Source organism: Arundinibacter roseus (assembly GCF_004348825.1).
Lineage (GTDB): Bacteria > Bacteroidota > Bacteroidia > Cytophagales > Spirosomataceae > Arundinibacter > Arundinibacter roseus.
Genome location: NZ_SMJU01000006.1, coordinates 383,757 through 403,909 on the forward strand (window position 1 = coordinate 383,757; position 20,153 = coordinate 403,909).

Annotated in this window: 19 protein-coding genes; 11 read left to right on the forward strand and 8 right to left on the reverse strand. The window is 45.6% G+C overall.

Features of this window, described 5'->3' with window-relative positions; translation table 11 throughout:
* Window positions 1–9 precede the first annotated feature (9 nt).
* Window positions 10–597, forward strand: coding sequence for a DUF3109 family protein (locus EZE20_RS11645; RefSeq protein ID WP_132117725.1), 588 nt, complete (start codon window positions 10–12; stop codon window positions 595–597).
* Entirely contained in the window at window positions 584–913 is a 330-nt protein-coding gene (locus EZE20_RS11650) for an MGMT family protein (protein WP_132117812.1), read from the forward strand. Before EZE20_RS11645 ends, EZE20_RS11650 begins: the two co-directional genes overlap by 14 nt.
* A 208-nt stretch (window positions 914–1,121) precedes the next feature.
* Here EZE20_RS11650 and EZE20_RS11655 read toward each other — a convergent pair whose 3' ends face one another.
* Window positions 1,122–2,597, reverse strand: a complete 1,476-nt coding sequence (locus EZE20_RS11655) for a sodium:solute symporter (RefSeq protein WP_132117727.1) — start codon at window positions 2,595–2,597, stop codon at window positions 1,122–1,124.
* Between the two features lie 114 nt (window positions 2,598–2,711).
* Between EZE20_RS11655 and EZE20_RS11660 the strand changes: the two genes are divergently transcribed.
* From EZE20_RS11660 to EZE20_RS11670, 3 genes are read left to right on the forward strand one after another with little or no spacing between them, the layout of a single operon-like run.
* The gene (locus tag EZE20_RS11660; protein ID WP_132117729.1) at window positions 2,712–2,987 is read left to right on the forward strand and encodes an ATP-dependent Clp protease adaptor ClpS; all 276 of its coding nucleotides are present in this window, start codon (window positions 2,712–2,714) and stop codon (window positions 2,985–2,987) included.
* A gap of 21 nt (window positions 2,988–3,008) precedes the next feature.
* The gene (gene recR, locus EZE20_RS11665; RefSeq protein WP_132117731.1) at window positions 3,009–3,611 is read left to right on the forward strand and encodes a recombination mediator RecR; all 603 of its coding nucleotides are present in this window, start codon (window positions 3,009–3,011) and stop codon (window positions 3,609–3,611) included.
* Window positions 3,612–3,641: 30 nt separating this feature from the next.
* A complete protein-coding gene (locus EZE20_RS11670) occupies window positions 3,642–4,355 on the forward strand; it encodes a superoxide dismutase (RefSeq protein WP_132117743.1) in 714 nt (237 codons plus the stop codon).
* An 86-nt stretch (window positions 4,356–4,441) separates the two neighbouring features.
* Here the strand turns inward: EZE20_RS11670 and EZE20_RS11675 are convergent, their stop codons facing one another.
* Entirely contained in the window at window positions 4,442–5,788 is a 1,347-nt protein-coding gene (locus tag EZE20_RS11675; protein ID WP_132117745.1) for a tetratricopeptide repeat protein, read from the reverse strand.
* Window positions 5,789–6,085: 297 nt separating this feature from the next.
* Here EZE20_RS11675 and EZE20_RS11680 point away from each other — a divergent pair, with 297 nt between their 5' ends.
* Window positions 6,086–6,634, forward strand: a complete 549-nt coding sequence (locus EZE20_RS11680) for a TlpA family protein disulfide reductase (protein WP_132117747.1) — start codon at window positions 6,086–6,088, stop codon at window positions 6,632–6,634.
* 382 nt (window positions 6,635–7,016) lie between these two features.
* Here the strand turns inward: EZE20_RS11680 and EZE20_RS11685 are convergent, their stop codons facing one another.
* The 3 genes from EZE20_RS11685 to EZE20_RS11695 form a co-directional block, all read right to left on the reverse strand.
* Complete coding sequence (locus tag EZE20_RS11685) at window positions 7,017–7,829, reverse strand: ABC transporter substrate-binding protein (protein WP_132117749.1); 813 nt, start codon at window positions 7,827–7,829, stop codon at window positions 7,017–7,019.
* A gap of 78 nt (window positions 7,830–7,907) precedes the next feature.
* Entirely contained in the window at window positions 7,908–8,441 is a 534-nt protein-coding gene (locus EZE20_RS11690; RefSeq protein WP_132117751.1) for a 5' nucleotidase, NT5C type, read from the reverse strand.
* Between the two features lie 188 nt (window positions 8,442–8,629).
* A complete protein-coding gene (locus EZE20_RS11695) occupies window positions 8,630–9,700 on the reverse strand; it encodes a M42 family metallopeptidase (RefSeq protein WP_132117753.1) in 1,071 nt (356 codons plus the stop codon).
* Window positions 9,701–9,936: 236 nt separating this feature from the next.
* Here EZE20_RS11695 and EZE20_RS11700 point away from each other — a divergent pair, with 236 nt between their 5' ends.
* A complete protein-coding gene (locus EZE20_RS11700; RefSeq protein ID WP_132117755.1) occupies window positions 9,937–10,779 on the forward strand; it encodes a cupin-like domain-containing protein in 843 nt (280 codons plus the stop codon).
* Between the two features lie 226 nt (window positions 10,780–11,005).
* Here EZE20_RS11700 and EZE20_RS11705 read toward each other — a convergent pair whose 3' ends face one another.
* A complete protein-coding gene (locus EZE20_RS11705; RefSeq protein ID WP_132117757.1) occupies window positions 11,006–12,094 on the reverse strand; it encodes a phosphotransferase in 1,089 nt (362 codons plus the stop codon).
* Window positions 12,095–12,136: 42 nt separating this feature from the next.
* Window positions 12,137–13,696 carry an acyl-CoA carboxylase subunit beta gene (locus EZE20_RS11710; protein ID WP_132117759.1) on the reverse strand — a complete coding sequence of 520 codons (1,560 nt, stop codon included), beginning with the start codon at window positions 13,694–13,696 and terminating at the stop codon, window positions 12,137–12,139.
* A 182-nt stretch (window positions 13,697–13,878) separates the two neighbouring features.
* On the opposite strand from EZE20_RS11710, the gene porQ reads away from it, so the two are divergent.
* The gene (porQ, locus tag EZE20_RS11715) at window positions 13,879–14,913 is read left to right on the forward strand and encodes a type IX secretion system protein PorQ (RefSeq protein ID WP_132117761.1); all 1,035 of its coding nucleotides are present in this window, start codon (window positions 13,879–13,881) and stop codon (window positions 14,911–14,913) included.
* Window positions 14,914–14,994: 81 nt separating this feature from the next.
* Window positions 14,995–16,398 (forward strand): ATP-dependent protease ATPase subunit HslU, encoded by a 1,404-nt coding sequence (gene hslU, locus EZE20_RS11720; protein ID WP_132117763.1) that lies wholly within the window; start codon window positions 14,995–14,997, stop codon window positions 16,396–16,398.
* A 559-nt stretch (window positions 16,399–16,957) separates the two neighbouring features.
* On the opposite strand, the gene EZE20_RS11725 is transcribed toward hslU, so the two are convergent.
* Complete coding sequence (locus EZE20_RS11725) at window positions 16,958–18,061, reverse strand: alpha/beta hydrolase (RefSeq protein ID WP_132117764.1); 1,104 nt, start codon at window positions 18,059–18,061, stop codon at window positions 16,958–16,960.
* A 274-nt stretch (window positions 18,062–18,335) separates the two neighbouring features.
* Between EZE20_RS11725 and EZE20_RS11730 the strand changes: the two genes are divergently transcribed.
* Together EZE20_RS11730 and EZE20_RS11735 are read left to right on the forward strand one after the other, a co-directional pair.
* Window positions 18,336–18,923, forward strand: a complete 588-nt coding sequence (locus EZE20_RS11730; protein WP_132117765.1) for a hypothetical protein — start codon at window positions 18,336–18,338, stop codon at window positions 18,921–18,923.
* Between the two features lie 556 nt (window positions 18,924–19,479).
* Window positions 19,480–19,905: a DUF1801 domain-containing protein gene (locus EZE20_RS11735; RefSeq protein WP_132117766.1), complete on the forward strand. Its 426-nt coding sequence runs from the start codon at window positions 19,480–19,482 to the stop codon at window positions 19,903–19,905.
* Window positions 19,906–20,153: the final 248 nt, after the last annotated feature.

Genomic DNA, 20,153 nt, shown 5'->3' on the forward strand with positions numbered 1-20,153 from the left:
AAAATCTGCATGATACTCATCGACAACACCTGTATAAGTGACGACATCGGGGACCAATTTTTTGTTTGTAATCTCAGTAAATGCAAAGGTGCCTGCTGTGTCGAGGGTGATTCAGGTGCACCGCTGGAAGACAATGAGTTGCCCATTTTGAAAAAGATTTATCGACACGTTGAACCGTACCTTTCAGAAGCCGGAAAAGCTGAAATAGCCAAAAGCGGCGTTTATACCGAAGATTGGGAGGGCGATATGGTTACGCCCGTTATTGAAGGCAAAGAATGTGCATATGCTTTTTATGATGAAAAAAATATTCTGAAATGCGGAATTGAACAAGCGTACAACGACGGCAAAATTGATTTCAAAAAACCTCTTTCCTGCCATCTGTACCCCATTCGGGTGACCAAGTATGAGCAGTATCATGCCATAAATTACGACCGTTGGGATATTTGTAGCCCCGCCTGTGAATTGGGTGGAGAGTTGGGAGTGCCCCTTTACAAGTTTCTTAAAGAACCCTTACTCCGAGCGTATGGCGCAGAGTGGTATGAACAACTGGTGAAAGAGGTGGAAGAGAAAAATGCCGCACCCGATGCCGCAAAATGATTTTTTTGAAACGATATACGAGGTTGTACGCCTTATTCCCACTGGCCGGGTGTCTACTTACGGTGCTATTGCGGCTTATTTAGGCTCAGCCAAAGGTGCACGAATGGTCGGTTGGGCCATGAACAATTGCCATAGCCGCCCGGATATACCCGCGCATCGGGTGGTGAATCGGAATGGGGTGCTGACCGGAAAACTTTTTTTTGGCTCGCCCACCCGAATGCAGGAATTACTGGAAGCCGAAGGAATTCAAATTCAGGAAGATCAGATCGTTCATTTCTCAGACCACTTTTGGGATCCTTCCGTTGAATTAATTTAAATGAAAAGAGGTGAATCGGATTGAACCGAGTTCACCTCTTTTCTTCTATATACTCTACAAGATACGAGCACCAAATTCCGCCCGTTACCGAGGCAATCAAAAATAACAGTACGTCCATGTGTCAATTTTTTTGGTTTTGCGATTAGTACTAAAATTTTCGCTCCACCTTTCGACAAATCCGGCTACCCGTTTAAGTGGGGAATGGTTTTCACAAAACCGCTCCCTTTTGTTGCGTTCCTTTCGTGGCTTGTAACGAAAGCAGCCATAATCCCAGCCCTGTTAATAATCCATTTAGTATCAGCCGCTCAAAACCAATTTGGTAGCCATTGAACCAATCAGCTGAATAGATATTGGCGATGTAGGTCAAAATCGGAGCAGCTATACACACGAAGGGGACATACCGATCCCGAACCGTGCGCTTGTTTAACAGCCCAAAACCAAACAAACCCAGAAGCGGGCCATACGTATAGCCTGCCAAATCAAAAACTGCGGTGATTACTTCTTTGCTATTCAGGCGATTAAAGATGATAATTACTACAAAAAACAAAACCGAAAACCCAATGTGCACCCAAAATTTGATGGTAGAGCGTTGCTTTTCCGGCTTTTTTTCGACCCCCATAAAATCTATACAAAATGCGGTGGTCAGAGCTGTAAGGGCCGAATCTGAACTTGCATAGGTAGCGGCGGTGATGCCTAACAAAAAGGTAATTCCGACCACTACGCCCAAATGATTCAGCGCAAGCATCGGGTAAAAATCATCTGTTTTGGCTGGTAAAGTAATCCCTTTGGTTTGGGCGTACACATACAAAAGCGCACCCAAAGACAGAAAGAGCAAATTGACAACCACCAGCACAACTGTAAACCAAAACATGTTTTTCTGTGCTTCACCAATATTTTTACACGTCAGATTCTTCTGCATTAAATCCTGATCCAGGCCCGTCATAACAACGGCAATGAATGCACCGGCAAAAAACTGTTTGAAAAAATTCTTCGGGTCATTTACATCCCAATAAAAAATTTGTGAATAGTCACTTTCCCGAACCGTTGATACCATTTCCGAAAATCCGCTGAGGTTTAATTCCCTCGAAACCAGAACAATTGTCAGAATTACGGCTGTTACCAAAAATGTAGTTTGGAGGGTGTCCGTCACGATTATCGTTTTTACCCCTCCTTTAAACGTATACACCCAAATAAGCAGGATCGTAATGGCAACTGCCACTTCAAAAGGAACCCCCAACGGGCCGAAAAGAGCGATTTGAAGAACACCCGCGGCTACATATAACCGAACTGCCGAACCAACTGTACGAGACAAGAGAAACACCGCTGAGCCGGATTTGTAGGACCAAAACCCAAATCGACTTTCCAGATACGAGTAAATAGAAATGAGGTTCATTCGATAATACAGCGGCATCAGCACCGTACCAATAAACAGATAGCCGAGCAGATATCCCAAAACCACCTGAAAGTACGAAAACTGAATATTGAGCACAGCTCCCGGAACAGAAATAAATGTAACCCCAGACAACGAAGTACCAATCATCCCGAACGCTACGAGATACCATGGAGACTGACGGTTGGCAGTAAAAAAGGCGTTGGTATCGGCCCCGCGGGAGGTAAAGACTGACACAACAATCAACATTCCAAAATAGGCAATCAGAATAGCGAGCGCAATATAAGGATTCATTAATACAGAATTGGTTACTAAAAAGGGTTCAAATAGAGCACAAAGTAAGGTGTTTCCCTTCCGATAGTCTTTATTTTTGATTAATTTTGCTAATCAAACGTAAATTTGATTGTTATGCAAACCGATATAGAAACCGACGTTGAGGTTCTGGAAAAAACTGTGGAAACAGAAGTGCGCACACTCGTCGTATTCAATGATGATATCAATACGTTCGATTGGGTAATTGACACGCTGATAAATGTGTGCGAACACACTGCCGAGCAGGCTGAGCAATGTACACTTATCATACATTTTAAAGGAAAATGTTCTGTAAAGGAAGGGGAATTTGAAGCGCTTGTGCCTATGCGAAACGAAATTTGTCGTCGGGGCATCTCGGCTGAAATCTATTAATCCCCGCCTTTCCGCACCCGTATGAACTATCCTTCGCGATTGATTGAAGATGCCGTCAATGAAATTTCGAAATTGCCCGGTATTGGAAAAAAAACTGCCCTACGGCTTACCCTCCACTTGCTCAAACGGGAAGAACAGCAAACCCGCTCGCTGTCGGATGCACTGCTTGCGATGCGCACTCAAACGCGTTTTTGTACCCGCTGCAACTCTATCTCAGATGATGAACTTTGCACCATTTGTAAAAGTACCCGGCGCGACGCTGCTCTCTTGTGCGTTGTTGTAGACACCCGTGATGTATTGGCAATTGAAAACACAAGTCAGTACACGGGTGTTTATCACGTATTGGGTGGCATAATCTCCCCGTTGGAAGGCATTGGTCCGGCAGACCTGCACATTGATTCACTCGTGAACCGAATTGCTCAGGAATCAATACGGGAAGTCATATTGGCCCTCAGTCCAACGATGGAAGGTGATACGACGGCATTTTATTTGCAAAAAAAATTAAAACCAACCGGGGTAAAAATAAGTACAATTGCCCGGGGTATTCCGATGGGCGGCGACCTGGAATACGCCGATGAGGTTACGTTGGGTCGTAGTATCGTAAGCCGGGTGGCTTACGACTGATTTTTTACATTCCTACAAACTAATTTACTTATGAATCGTATTGAGTTTTTGCGGACTTTGGCCGGTACAACCTTTGCCGTTGGTGCGTTGGCAGGCAACACGGCCTGTAATGCTGCTTCAAAAGAAGAAAGCCTTATGGCTCCTTTTTCACAAAAGCCCCTTCCCTATGATTTTGCGGCCCTGGAACCTTCTATTGATAAAATGACCATGGAAATCCACTATGGTAAACATCATGCTGCGTATGTAAAAAATCTGAATGATGCCATAAAAGGGACAGAATTTGAGAAAATGAGCCTTACCGATATGTTTAAAAACATAGGCAAGGCCCCGGCGGCTATTCGAAATAATGGCGGCGGGCATTGGAATCATACCTTTTTTTGGGACATTATGGCCCCCGGCAAAGGCGGCACTCCTACCGGAGCCGTTGCAGATGCGATTAATGGAGAGTTTGGTAGTTTTGATTCGTTCAAAGAAACGTTTGGAAAAGCCGCTGCCACCCGGTTTGGTTCGGGATGGGCGTGGCTTGTGGTTCAAAATGGCAAGTTGGGCGTGGGTTCAACGCCTAATCAGGACAATCCGTTGATGGCCAACGCAGAAATTAGCGGTACACCCATTTTGGGAATAGACGTTTGGGAACATGCCTATTACCTCAAATACCAAAACAAACGCGCTGATTATGTAGGCGCATTTTGGGATGTTATCAATTGGGACAAAGTTGGAGAATTACTGAAAGCAGCAAAGTAAATTTAACCTGCTTCCCGTTCCATCAAAAAAACCGCTGAACTTTGCTCAGCGGTTTTTTTGATGTTGATATGCTAGTAATTTTTTTATTAGTTACAATAATCACTGATTACTTTATAGGCAGGAGTATAGCCTAACTCGCCCGATTTGCTGAGATCCAGGCAACCGCCGTTTACATCACCAAGACTATGCTTGATTATTCCCCGCAGATAAAAAGCTTCCGAATAGCCTGACCGAAGTTTGATGGCATTGCTGCAATCCAGAATAGCGCTCATTTGCTCGCCCATTGCCGAATGCACCAATCCTCTGGAAAAATATGCTTCCGAATACGTTGGATTAAGATCAATAGCACTGTTCATGTCCAAAATCGCTCCTTTATTATCGCCGCTTTTACTTTTGCTAAGCCCACGGATAAAAAACGCCTCAGCTCGTTCGGGGGACAGTTCATTAATTTTGATTCTCTCCTGAACCACACTCCGAAGGTTATCCAGAACACCTCTGGAAATTGGCCCGATGTACACAATCTTCTTAGAATCGGTGGTGTAGTTATTGTTGATTTCTACGGCTCTGCTCAAATCCTGAATAGCACCACGCTGATCACCCAACTTACTTTTTGCAAATCCGCGTCCGTAGTAAGCTTCTATGTCCGAAGGATTTATCTGTAAAGAGCGATTATAATCGGAGATTGCACCTTCAAAATCGTCTACCTTAGCTTTGGCAAAACCCCGGAAAGAATACGAGGAGCTCTCTTCGGGACTGATTTCGATAGCTTTGGTATAATCGGCAATTGCGCCTTTAAAATCTCCCAGTTTAATTTTGGCAAAACCACGACCCGCATGCGCTCCACCACGCTTGGGACTGAGGTCGATCACGCGTGAAAAATCAGCCAAACAGCCTGCATAATCTTCCAGATATTGCTTGCTGCTACCTCGTGCATAAATCGCCAATACATCATTTGGGTCAAGGGTTACGGCTTTATTAAAGTCCTGCAAGGCGCCCCGGTGATTGGTCAGTTTAGCCCGGCTTACACCCCGGTTGTAGTACGATTTCGCATCGTCAGCGTTTAGTTCGATTGCCTGCGTGTAGTCTTGAATGGCAGAACGATGATCTTCCTGCATGCTTTTACTCACTCCCCGGCTTTGGTAATAAACGGCTTCCTTGGAGTTAATTTCGATGGCCCGGTCGTAATCGATAATTGCTCCCCGGTGATCTTTTAGATTTGCTTTGGCCAACCCTCTGTTAAAAAAACTGGGTGCATGATCGGGATTCATTGAAATAACGGCACTGTACGATTGCAGGGCACCGGCAAAATCTCCGGACCGTGCTTTGGAATTCCCTTCTTCAAAAAACTCAGCCGCCGAGCGCTGTGCAGTTGCCTGTTGAACCAGGGCAAGGGTGAGTACTAGTGATAAAAAGGACGTAATTAATTTTCTCATGAAGCTCAGAGGATTTTTTGGGGTTTGTTTTTGTTTTTTGAATCCTAAAAGTATTCAAATTCGGTGGCAGGCACAAAACTTCACAGGTTATTTTTAATTTATGTAACAAAGAAGATGAAGAACCACGCTACCCATTACAGGATACATATACAAATACCCAAAATTAGTAACAGGAATAACCTTGACGTTTTCAAAACACCGCTTTGAACTTCCGGTTATGTTCCGGGAACTTTGTTAAACAGAACGGTATTTTAAAGTATTACCCAAGTCAACAATCAAACTTTCCCAACTACTCCTATGAAATCAAATCTGAAATATGTGGGTATTGCAGCCGGGCTTCTCTTGCTGGCAGTCGCAATCTATTTTAGTATGAAAGACAACACTCCTCCTGCTGCTTCGGAAACAGCTGCTACTGCTGATTTGCCGCCTGCGGTGGATGGCGACGCCTCTCTTTATCTGACATTGAGCGATATGAAAGGAAATGCCGTGGCGATGGATACCTCAAAATTGATTTTCCTGAATGTTTGGGCTACATGGTGCGGGCCCTGTAATGCGGAAATGCCAAGCATTCAGTCGTTGTATGAGCGCTACAAAGAAAATCCCAGGATGGCCTTTTATATCGTTTCTGACGAAAATCCGTCAACGGTACAAAATTTTCTGCAAAAGAAAGACTATCAGCTCCCCTTCTATTTGTTCAATGGTAGCTATCCCGGTCCGCTGAATGGCGATGCAATTCCCCGTTCGTATTTAGTACGAAACGGTAAAGTACTTGCCGAACAAATTGGAGCGATTGACTGGTCAAACCCGGAAATATCTCAGTTTATAGATCAACAGTTAGCCTTGTAATTATATAGTATAAACGTTGTAGCATACAAAAAACGGCGAGCTGGTTATGATGAACCGGCTCGCCGTTTTTTTGTACCTGAATGTAGGCTTGTTTACACAGTAGCAACCAAAGCCTGCTGACTCAAATGCCGAGTGGCTCGGTGCGCTTGTAAGGTTTTTTCTTACGTGCCCACACGGCTGCCGTACTAACCGCAAGTGCTGCGACGGGAAACAACCATAGAACTTTTTTCATGACTTTATCCTATAAATATTATTTTTGTACAATTTAGTACGTACATCGTGCTAAACAGGTTTGCAATTTGCGAATTTTCGCTCGTATATTTTAACGTAAAAACACTTGATTTTGTTGGGGAATTACTTCTTTTTTCAAAAAAGAGAATAATTATTTGGAAGAAAGTAGGGTCAATTGTTCCAGGACTTTTTGAAAATAAGCCGGACTGCGTAGTAAGCGCGATCCATACCACGAAAAAAGCTCGCCGTTGACCCGCAAGACCTGCGTTTGGGGAAAGAGTGCCTGCAATTGTTCCCGATGTTTTTCCTGAAAAGGAAACGGTTCGGTAGAAAGAAAGATCACATCCGGGTGAGCAGCTTCTAAATCAAGTTGTGAGCATTCCGGATAACGCGCCTGATCTTTGAAAGCATTTTGAAAACCGGCTTCGGCAAGCATGGAATCAATGAAGGTATTGCCACCCGCAACCATCCATGGTTTCTGCCAGATCATATAGGCGACCCTCCGTGGCACATGAGAGGTAGCCTGCGATTCACGAAATGCCTGAAATTGTCGCTCGATTCGCTCTGCAATCCAATCCGCAGAAGAAGAATTTTCCAGAATTTCGCCCAATTTCCGAATCATGTCCGTGGCCTCCGCGAGGGTATTTACATCCGAAATCCAGACGGAAAAATCCTGTTTTAGAGCCAAAATGTCTTCTTCCCGATTTTCTTCTTTATTGGCGATGATGAGGTCAGGTTTTAACGAGCGAATGAGTTCCAAATCTGGATTTTTAGTGCCGCCCACCTGCGTTTTATCCTGAATTTTGAATGTGGGATATATACAAAACCGAGTGATCCCAACGACGGTTTCATCAAGCCCCAAGTCAAACAGTAGCTCAGTTTGAGAAGGCACCAACGAAACGATTCGCCGGGGAGGCGAGTCAATCTGAGTCGTAAAGCCGATTTGGTCGGTATACAAGGGCATCGTGCGGGTACTTTTGTCTTCTTTTCAAATATACATGAAATTACCCAAAAGCGGCAGTTCAAGCCCGTTTAACCTGTTTCAGAGCAGAAGCTGCTCCACTTCCCGCCAATTATTCACACGCGTGTAGCCTTCAATGTGCCGGTTGTGAGCGGCAGTGAAAAGCAGCGGTGTACCTTCGGTAAAGGCAGCAATATTTTTTAGATGATCGTCAATCAGGTAGTCGGCTTTAATCATGTACTTATGCCCACAGAAAACCAGAAACCGCCAGTCGATGAAGGGAAAATGTATTTTTAACCACTCTACTTTTTCCTGCATAGAAAGCGGAAACTCTACCGCCGCCGACACCACGAAAATCTCATATTTTTCCATTAGTTTTTGAATAACCTCCTGTGCATCAGGCATTACTTTCATACCGGCAAAGAAACCAGATTCATAGGTCCAGGAATGAATCGTTTGGTAATGTTCCGGGAATGCACGTTGCCAGCTAAATTCGGGCATCAGGAGATGTTCGGTACAATCGACTCGCAGGCGATCCAGGAGAATTTCCCGAAAGCGACCGTTGGCATCCGCCATGACATCGTCCATGTCTATGGCAATTCTTTGTTTTTTCATAGTACTAAAAAGACAATTCTATTATTCGCAAATAACTGAATAATCAGATATTTTCATTCCCCAAACAAAAAGTTTACACAAAGATACCATTGGAGAAAAATCTTAATCAATTCATAACACCTCAAAGCATGTAGGCAGGATCACTATCTGCATAGCAACCCTGCCTACACAATTTTTACAAATCTAAATTATTTGATATACCGGAAATCTTCGTTGCCTTTGAGGTTCAGCAACACTTCGTACATCAGGTTAATGACATTTTGCACGTCGTCTTTGTGCACCGTTTCGATGGTCGTATGCATGTATTTCAACGGCAGTGAAATCAGGGCAGACGCCACACCCTCAGCGGAATAGGCAAACGAATCGGTGTCTGTTCCTGTGGAACGGCTAACCGCCTGCCGCTGAAACGGAATTTCTTTTTGACGGGCAATATCAAGAATAAAATCGCGCAGGTTGTTTTGAACCGCAGGCCCGTAGCAAAGCACCGGTCCGGCTCCGCATTTCAAATCGCCCTGTTCTTTTTTGTTGTACATCGGCGACTGCGTATCATGAGTAACGTCAGTAACAATTGCGAGGTCGGGTTTGAGGCGGCGCGAAATCATTTCGGCTCCCCGAAGGCCAATTTCTTCCTGCACGGCATTCACCACGTACAGTGTAAAAGGCAATTGAACGTTGTTTTCATGAAGCATACGGGCCACTTCGGCAATCATGAATCCGCCCACACGGTTGTCGAGTGCTCGGCCCACATAAAACCGGTTATTCATTTCGGTCAGGCCGTCCGCAAACGTCACCACCGTTCCTACATGAATTCCCATATCGAGTACTTCATCTTTTTTGGCAGCACCTACATCGATAAAAAGCTCATGTACTTTTGGCACCTGATCTTTGGCTACATCGCGCACGTGAATGGCAGGCCATCCAAAAACACCCGGCACCGGGCCGTTGGCGGTGTGCAGATTTACCCGCATCGAAGGTGCAATTGCCGCATCAGAACCGCCATTTCTGCGTACGTGTATATAACCTTCCTCCGAAATGTAATTTACAAACCAGGCTATTTCATCTGAATGAGCCTCAATCACTACTTTATACTCCTGTCCGGCGCCGATAACCCCAACGGCAGTACCATACACATCTACGATTTGTTCATCAATGTAAGGTTTGATATAATCCAGCCAAATTTGTTGTCCGGACGCCTCAAAACCTGTGGGTGAGGCGTTGTTGAGGTACTTGTAAAGAAATTCTCTGCTTTGTTCGGTCATAATCCAATTCATTTTTTTGTATCAACTCTTTTGTTTGCAAGATAGTATAGGAAGGGATGGTTCGGGTCTATCCAGATTATTTTTTATAAAATGCTTCAAATTCTTTGGTACTTCCTGTTAAATTTGTCTGTTAATTTACTCAAAAGGATGAAACCCATTTTATACAAAATCCGGTGTCCAATCCTGACCAAAATCCAGTGTTCCCAACAATAAATATCTTTAACCAGTACGTAGCTATGAAATATACTCCCATAGAAAAACGCTCGGGACTTAGCCGGGAAGAGTTCATTGAAAACTACCTCAAACCCCGTAAACCTGTTGTTTTTACCGATTTGATCAAAGATTGGCCTGCCACCCAAAAATGGACTTTTGACTGGTTTCGTGAAAACCACGGCGATTTGGAAGTTCCGTTGGTAGACAACCACATTCATGATCCTGACAAGTACTTTCAAAATGCGGCCACGATGCCTTTTGGCGAATATCTTTCGCTGATCGAAGCAGGCCCAACCGATCTACGTATATTTTTGTTTGATATTTTTAAGAAAATCCCTGAACTCGGCGACGACATCAGCTTTCCGACCATCATGGATGGCTTTGTAAAAAATTACCGATTTATGTTCTTTGGCGGGCAAAATTCCGAAGTGAATTTGCACTACGACATGGACTGCTCGCACGTATTTTTGTCGCAGTTTCAGACCCGCAAAAAGATTATTCTGTTCCCGCCCGAAGACAGCACCAAGTTGTATCAGCATCCTTTTACGGTGATGAGCCACGTGCATCCGCTAAATCCTGATTTGAAGCGTTTTCCGGCTTTTGAAAAAACCCACGGCTACGAAACTATCCTCGAACACGGCGAAACGGTCTTCATTCCGTCACTTTGGTGGCATTACATCAAGTACGTCGACGGCGGGTTTGGCCTTGCGCTGCGCGCCAACGACTCCGTGTTTACGCTCTTGAAAGGCGGCATGAACCTCGCCCGGCATACCGTGGTAGACAAAGGCATGAACTCGTTGCTTGGCCCACGCTGGAAAGAATGGAAAGAGAAAAAAGCCATTGAACGCGCCACAGCGGTGGTTTAGTTCAAAAATCTGTTTCCTCAAAAACGAAATGGAGAAGTCAACGTCAATCGTTGCTTCTCCTTTTTGTTTTTTACTAAGTAATCATGCAGAATTAAACTAATTTTTAAATGTTTACACGTTTAAAAATGCTCCTACGGGGCTTAAAAATTCTGATAATTCAAGAGTTACCCCTTGAAAAATATACTCTAAACTAATTCTGCCTGACTACTTAATGGTTAAATGTCAATTATTCAGGAATAGAGGATTTTAGTCCAATAGCAGGCTGAAATAAGTGCACCGAACCAGGATTCAGAACCGCTTCGGCTGCCCAAACGAGCAGTTCGGCTTTTTCGGACAGGCTCAAATCCAGCGGCAACTGAGCCAGGCCAATCAGTCGACGAATGATTTCGGCCCCACAAAATCCAGCCAGCAACTGCCGGTCAAGCCGGTCTTTTGGTAAATAAGCAGATAATATTTGTTGAATCAGTGTAAGATCAACCCTTGCCATTTTGAGGTGCGCAACCATCACCCCAAGGTCAAATTCGGCCCGGCCTAGGTACGCAAATTCCGGATCAATGATGCGTGTACCGTTCATCGTTTGCAGCCAACTGCCCGGATAATAATCGCCATGAATCAATACAGTACCCTGCCCCAAATAAACCGCACTAAGCTCCTCAACGGCTCGTTTGAGACTTTCATGGTTTTTATAATTCCTGGCCAATTCTCCCAGACCCGGCTGAACGGTATCCAGATCAAAGCCGTTGTCGGGCATGTAGGGATAGTTGAAAATATGCTCAGCATTGAGTGTTTTCAGCGATTGATTGGCCGGAAATGGCTCCTGAAACTCTTCGGGAGAAACCTGATGAAGATCCGAAAGAAAGCCTGTTAACTCGTGCAGGGCCGAAATATCAGGCAAATTTGTTTTTGAATAAATTGCCGTAAAATCTGACGCCTGACCCAAATCTTCTACCACCATGATAAAACTCTCCGCCTTAAAACCCTTCAAAGCCGGAATGAACGGACGCAGCGACTGAACCTCGGAAAGCACATCATAAAATTGCGCTTCCACAATAATCCGCTCGATGGGGGCATCAATCTGAGGATACTTTTCAACCCAGGGCCGCGACTGCTTCACAATCAGCGACTGCTGATCAGTTTTTACCCGCAGCACGTAGTTCATATTTCCTTCACCCGGTTTTTCAAGTACAAGCAGCTGTTCCTGTTCGTCAATCCAGGCATTTGCTTTCATAAAAGTTAACAGGGCCTCGGGCTCTTCCACGGTTAAGAAAAATGAATTCGGATAAAGCTCCTGAAAACGTTTTCGTTTGTCAGTCATAGGTGTCAATCGCTAGTTGAGTTTTGGTGTAAAAATGCGGTTTTATAGGGGAATATTTCCGTGTTTTTTTCTGGGCAAATTCGCTACTTTATTTTCCAGCATGGCAAAGGCCCGAATCAGTTTTTCGCGGGTTTGCTCGGGATAAATCACCTCATCTACATAGCCCCGATGCGCAGCACGATACGGATTGGCAAACTTTTCGGTGTAATCCGCTACTTTTTCCTGCAACTTAGCCGCCGGATCTTCGGCTTCGGCAATTTCACGTTTAAAGATTATTTCGGCAGCCCCGCTCGCTCCCATCACCGCAATTTCGGCGGTAGGCCAGGCATAGTTCATATCCGCCCCAATGTGCTTGGAATTCATCACGTCGTAGGCTCCGCCATAGGCTTTGCGCGTAATGACCGTAATGCGCGGCACGGTAGCTTCGCAAAAAGCGTACAGCAATTTGGCCCCGTTGGTAATGATGGCGTTCCATTCCTGATCGGTTCCCGGCAAAAAGCCCGGTACATCTTCCAGCACCAGCAAGGGAATATTGAAACTATCACAAAAACGAACAAACCGTGCGGCTTTTTGACTTGCGTTGATGTCGAGCACTCCGGCCAAAACCGCCGGCTGATTGGCCACGATGCCTACGCTTCGACCTGCGATCCGAGAGAAACCAACCACGATGTTTTCGGCAAAATAGCGATGCACTTCAAAAAAACTGCCTGCGTCGGCCAACTCCTCAATCACCTCCCGCATATCATACGGCTGATTGGGATTATGCGGAATGAGCGTCGCCAGTTTGGGCCGACTTTCATTTTCAAGTTCGTAGGGTACAGGCGGCGCTGTATCCTCACAATTTTGCGGCAGGTAGCTCAGTAACTTTTTCAGGTTTTCGATGCACTGTACTTCATTGGCTGCCACAAAATGCGTCACCCCCGATTTGGTAGCGTGCGTCATGGCTCCGCCCAGTTCTTCGGAAGTTACGTCTTCGTGCGTAACGGTTTTTACCACGTTGGGGCCCGTCACAAACATGTAGCTCGTTTGCTCCACCATCATGATAAAGTCCGTAATTGCGGGCGAATACACCGCTCCGCCCGCGCAGGGGCCCATAATGGCCGAGATTTGGGGAATGACGCCGGAGGCCAGGGTGTTTTTATAAAAAATATCGGCATAACCTGCCAACGACAGCACACCTTCCTGAATGCGGGCGCCGCCTGAATCATTTAATCCCACGATGGGCGCTCCATTTTTCATCGCCAAATCCATGATCCGGCAGATTTTCTCGGCGTGGGTTTCGGAGAGTGAACCGCCAAAGACCGTAAAATCCTGGGCAAACACGTAGGTCAATCGCCCGTTTACAGTGCCGTAGCCCGTCACAACGCCATCACCCAGGTAGTGTTCTTTATCCAGCCCAAAGTCTTTGCTGCGGTGCATCACAAATTTGCCAATTTCTTCAAATGAACCTTCATCCATAAAAAGTTCGACACGCTCCCGGGCCGTCAGCTTGCCTTTGGCGTGTTGGGCAGCAATGCGTTTTTCCCCTCCGCCGAGCAGGGCTTCCGCATTTTTTTTATCCAATATTTCGGTTCTGACTGACGTTACATTCGTTGATTCCATGCTACTTAAATTTTTCCGGATGACTTAGTTGGGTTTATGTATCAAAAAACCGGCAGTACGGGGTTAAGTCAGGATTGCTTTCCTGATTCTTTTTTTTCCTTGTACTTTTACTTTGCCCGGTTGTTTAATTTAGAACGGGCAAGTTACGGAATCAATACTTTTTTGCAACATCTCAGTCACCCATGCATCTACGTTTGACCCTGTTCGCCGGATTGATTTTTGTGCTGACGAGCCTTCCAAGCTTGTCACAACCCACAGGCGGACGTAGTGGTTTATCCTTTTTGCAACTTCCTGCTCAGGCACGGCTCTCAGCACTAGGTACGCGCGCCATTTCTTTGCCCGGGAACGACGCTGCCCTTTTCATGCAAAATCCAGCTGCTCTCGACACCACAAAATCTGGAAGTTTGTCGCTTTCCATGATGCCCCACCTCGCCGATACACGACTGCTTACGTTGGCTTACGCTCAATCAATTGGCTCTACAGCGGGAGTTTGGGCAGGAGGCATTCACTACTTCAATTACGGTACTTTTACTGAAACGGATGCGTCGGGCAACGAAATTGGACAATTCAGGGCCGCCGACTATGCGGTTTCGATGGGCTATGGACATACAATTCAGCACATTACAGTAGGAGCGTCTGCCAAATTCATAGGCTCAGGTGTGGCTTCCTATCAGCTTTGGGGACTAGCGCTGGATTGGGGGGCGCTATTTAAACATCCCCGACAGGATTTTACCGCCGGTTTTGTGGTCAAAAATATGGGCTTTTTGCGGCAGAATTATGGCGGCAGCGAACCTCCCCCACTCCCGTTTGACGTACGCATCGGCCTCACCTTCAAGCCCCAATACATGCCCGTTCGGATTTCCCTGACAGCGCATCACCTCAACGCCTTCGATATAGTGTACAATGACCCCGATCTGTTTTTTGAGTTTGACGCCAACGGCAACCAAATTCCCCGCAAAGTAGCCCTGCCTGAGCAGCTGCTCCGGCACCTGAGCCTGGGCACGGAACTGATGCTGCACGCTCAATTTCGGCTGATGCTGGGCTACGATCATTTGCTTCGGCAGGAACTGCGGCTTCAAAATCGGTCTGGTTTTGAAGGAATTTCGACAGGTGCATGGCTCCGCATCAAACAGCTCGAAATCAGCTACGGACGGACGCAATTTAACGCCGGACGAGCCTCGCACACGCTGAGCGCGCAGCTACGATTGAAGAATTGAGCGACTGTCTGAAAACGCTATCACGATTTTTTATGTTAAAAGAAAAGTAACTTATTTTATCTGTACACAACGAACCCACGAATGACTGAACACTTGAATAGACTCACGCCGCGGCAGATTGTCGCCGAATTGGATCAGTATATTATCGGACAGCACGAAGCAAAAAGAAATGTGGCCATTGCCCTGCGAAATCGGTGGCGCCGCATGAATAGCCCGGCAGAGATTCAACAGGATATTATTCCCAATAATATATTAATGATTGGCGCCACGGGCGTTGGTAAAACCGAAATTGCCCGTCGCCTGGCAAAAATCGCCGATGCACCTTTTGTAAAAGTAGAAGCATCCAAGTTTACGGAAGTCGGCTACGTAGGCCGCGACGTTGAAAGCATGGTACGCGACCTTGTGGAGCAATCGGTCGGTATGGTGAAGGCTCAAAAGAAAGAAGAAGTCAAAATCAAAGCCGAACAGCTTGTCGAAGAGCTTATTCTGGACATTCTGATTCCGCCGATGCACTCGCTGACGCCCGGCAGCGTTGGGTTTGATTCGACAAAATCTGCCTCTACCGGCGAAATGCCCGGCAGCGATCAGGAACTCAATCAACGGACGCGCGAGCGATTTCGGAAAAAAATCAAAAATGGTGAACTTGATTCCCGCAAAATTGAAATTGAAGTTCAGCAAAATGGCTCCCCCAACATTGGCATGATCGGCGGCTCTGTTGACGACGTGTCGATGATGAATATTCAGGAAATGATTGGCAACATGATGCCCAAGCGTGGCAAAAAACGGAAGGTTACCGTCAGTGAAGCACGTCAGATTCTGCTCGAAGAGGAAGCTTCCAAGCTGATTGATATGGACGAAGTAAAGGAGGAGGCGATTCGCAAGGCCGAGAATTTGGGCATTATTTTCATTGATGAAATCGACAAAGTAGCGTCAAGCCGCTCGTCCGGCAGCGGCCCCGATGTAAGCCGCGAGGGCGTGCAGCGCGACCTGCTCCCGATTGTGGAAGGAAGTGCCGTCAACACCAAGCACGGCATCATCAATACCGACCATATTCTGTTCATCGCCGCCGGGGCTTTTCACGTGGCCAAGCCCTCCGACCTTATTCCTGAATTACAGGGCCGATTCCCGATTCGGGTGGAGTTGCAAAGTCTGACGCAGGATGATTTTTACCAGATTTTGAAAGCACCCAAAAATGCTTTGACTAAGCAGTACGAAGCCATGATGCGGGCCGAAGAAGTAGAGCTTTCGTTTCAGGATGAAGCTATTCATGAAATTGCAAAAATAGCTTTTGAGGTAAACAGCGAAGTTGAAAACATTGGCGCGCGGCGGCTGCAAACGGTTATGAGCACGCTGCTCAATGAATTTATGTTTGATATTCCGGATATTATCGGGCCCAACGCCCACGTGGTAATTACCAAAGAAATGGTGGAAGAAAAGCTTTCAGCTCTGGTGCAAAACCGGGATTTGAGTCAGTTTATTTTGTAAGTAGCTGTTAGCTAAAATATCTTAAGCCTCGTAGAGGCATTCCGTTTGTAGGTGGACATATAAATTGAAATGCTCACTAGCTCCGTAGGAGCGGCCCAAAAACAGTAGCCACGGGTCGCTCCTACGGAGCTGTTGTTTTACATTTATTCATTCAATGACTACAAACAGGTGGCTCCTACGGAGCGTTTTTGTTGTGCTTGATGAGGAACAATGGCATGGCAAATGTTCCATTTCGAAATATCTCCTTGTTTAAGCCTCATAGAGGCATTCCATGCCGGGCATTCCATGCCGGGCATTCCGTTTGTAGTCAAGTTTACATTGAAATAAAAAATAGCTCCGTAGGAGCGGCCCAAAAACAGTAGTCATGGGTCGCTCCTACGGAGCTTTTGTTTTTACATGGATTCATTCAATAACTACAAACAGGTGGCTCCTACGGAGCGTTTTTGTTGTGCTTGATGAGGAACAGATTTCATTTTTTTCTAAAATATTTCATTTTAAAAATCTAAAATTCAATGAAATACAAAAAATCAACTGCCATAACCTATTGATTTTCAGCTACTTAATAATACAACCATTCCAGCGCTTTGGGAAACTCCTCTCCCCAGCGTTCTTCCTGATGCTGCCCCGTGGGGTCAATTTCGAGCCGGAGCTTTACCCGGTCATAGCCGTAGCCCTGTTGTTCAAGGGTTTCGTACAAAAATTCCAGATTCTGAACCATGTTGGCGCCTTCTTTTTGGCCGCCGTAGAGATACATACGGGTTTCGAGCGGTTCAAAAAAATGGGAAGCGTCGAAGTAAATCCGGGGAGAAATCCAGAGCGAAGGCGAAAAAACCATCAATTTCCCGAACACGTTCGGGTGCATCAGGCCCGCATAGGCCGCCATCAACCCGCCAAGCGAACTCCCGCCAATGCCCGTATGCAGGCGATGCGGCTCCGTGCGGTAGCGCTGATCCACCTGCGGTTTCAGTGTATCGGTAATAAACCGTAGAAACTCCCGCCCTTTGCCCTTGCCGTGTTTGGGGTTGTTGTAGGGCGAAAACTCCTGAATCCGCTTTTCTTCGCCGTGATCAATTGCCACAATGATGACGTCGCCCCGCTGTCGCGAGGCCAAAACGGCCATTTTGCGATCAATGCCCCAACTCCCAAAAGCAGAACCTTTGCCAAACAGATTCTGAGCGTCCAGCATGTATAGCACCGGATACCGGCGGTTGGGTTGCTCGTGGTAGGCATGCGGCAGCAGCACGTATACCTTCCGTTCGGTTTGTAGCTGCGGAACTCTGAAATTCTGCGAAAACAGTTCGAGAATTGGCATGTAGGTGGTATCCAAAGAAACCCCATTCCGGCGCCAATGCGGCACAAAATCGTGCGTAACCGGAGCCGTACGATCCAGCACCCGATTCTTTGGCGCCTTGCCTTCGCTGTCCAGCTCGACCTGATCCCAGCCGCCGCGGGTGTATTTATACTCTATTTTTTCGGGCAAATCCAGCTCCTCCGGAAACACAAACCGGTAGTGACCGGGGCCGATCTGATGCAGCCGGTACTGCTCCATGTCGGGGTACCATTTACAAAAATTGCCTGACACAAACACGGGCCGGTCGTCTAGCACGGGCGTGTGTAGTTCAAGGGTAATCGTATCGATGTTTGTGTGTATAGAGGTTTCCATGGTAGGGTCATAAACAAAAAACGGGCTCAAAAGTACCTTTTTTGATGGTCAAATGCCACTTTTTCGGCAGGAAATGCAGCAAACGACAGCAAACGGATAGGTCTGAGAAATTATCGATTGGTCACATTGAATTTTCGAAAATAAATGGTTACTTGGGGAAGGAATTCCGCAGGGAGGAGATACAACTTTAACTGATATAACCGTAAGTGATTGATCTATTGGCAATGAAAAAGAGGAGGATTGCGGATATACGGTCGTTGGCGGCAACCTTAAAATGACATTAACAGACAAACATATCACATACGAAAGTGACTGCCGACAAATGTTCTTTGGACAGACAATTCGTGGTGTTGTTTATGGGGAACTAAAATACTTTGCTGACGAAGAAGGGAACAATATTAATTCTGAACCTTATTACAAAACAAAGTATCCAGACATTGACACTCTTGACCATTCTATCTACTTCAAGACAGACAACAAAACTATTTACGTCTTTTGGGACAATACATTTATTAGTTACGGACTTCAATCAAAATTGCTTGACTTAACCGAAACAACAAATGACTATGAACAGAAATGGGACGTTTCAACCGAGAAAAAATGGATTGACTGCATTGGACAAAAAATCGTTGACTTTAAAATAGTTTGGGAAGAAACTTGGACTTCAAATCTTGATGGCTCTAATAAAGTTTACACGACCTATCCGCAGACATTTGAAATAAAAACGGAAAACGGAAAGACAATTATTTTAAGTGCTTCTGAATTTAAACGTGATGAAGAAAATGAAATTTATCCCTTAATGGACAACCTACTCGTTACGACAAATATTGACTTGGCGAGACAACTAAAACTTATAGAATGACAAGAAAGGCAGCCCATAACAGCACCTACCCAAAAGGCGGGGATTTAGTGCTTACATGAAAGTGAAGTGCTAAATCAAAGGTCTTTACATTTGATAAACTTTGGTGGTGTCGGACAGGTAATCGCCTTGAAATCTGCCACTGCTCTCATACTTAGCCGTTTTCGGCCAATATAATTTGTAAGCCGCCCACTGATAACATACCCTTATTTTGGTTGAACGAGAGTAATTTTTACCTCCATTTTGACAACGAGAGTAAATTTTTGGTAATTTTACCCTTGTATCTTCTATCAAAGTTTCTGCCTGGTTGACAGTGAAATGCTATTTATTCCTACCCTTCGCAAACATTTTGCCATCATCCCCCAGCCCATGAAACAACAACTCCCCCTTTTACTCCTACTATTTTGTACACTTTCCGCCCATGCCGACTGTGATGGAATAGGGCTTCGGGTTTTTCCGGGTGGGCTGGCAATCAAACAAAATTCTCTTTTTTCGTCTTACATCTCAAACCCCTGAAAACCAAAATCTTCATCAACAATCTACGAACCCCTACCCCCCAATGGCAAAAAACAAGACAACCTCCACCGAAGTCAGCGTTCGTGAGTTCATTGACTCCTATGTTGACAATGACCAAAAGAAGGCGGATAGTCTCCGGCTGATGGAACTTATGCAGGAGTGGTCGGGATTTGAACCCAGGATGTGGGGGCCGACGATCATTGGCTTTGGCCGGTATCATTACAAATACGCAAGCGGCCACGAAGGAGATGCGCCAATCCTTGGTTTTTCTCCACGAAAGGCAGAATTTTCCCTCTATATCCTTTCTCCAACCGATGAAAGTAAAAAACTTTTGGACGAGCTGGGGAAATTTAAGATGGGAAAAGCTTGCATCTACATAAAAAAACTGTCGGACATCAACCTCTCTATCCTACACAAACTCTGCCTTGAATCAATTACGTATATCAGGGAAAATCATGGTACTGAGTGAGGAGAAATGCCCTCTGACATCCGTGGGCTGTGTCTCACAGCCCTAACCACCAATGCTATTTTAAAGTGATAAGGATACAACATTCCTGAATTAAAACCTCAAAAATTAAATGTAATCCTTAAAAAAAAGGGCTGTGAGACACAGCCCAAGGTGTAGAAAATTCCGTGGGCTGTGTCCCACAGCCCTAACCACCAATGCTATTTTAACGTAATAAGGATACAACATTCCTGAATTATACCTTCAAAAAT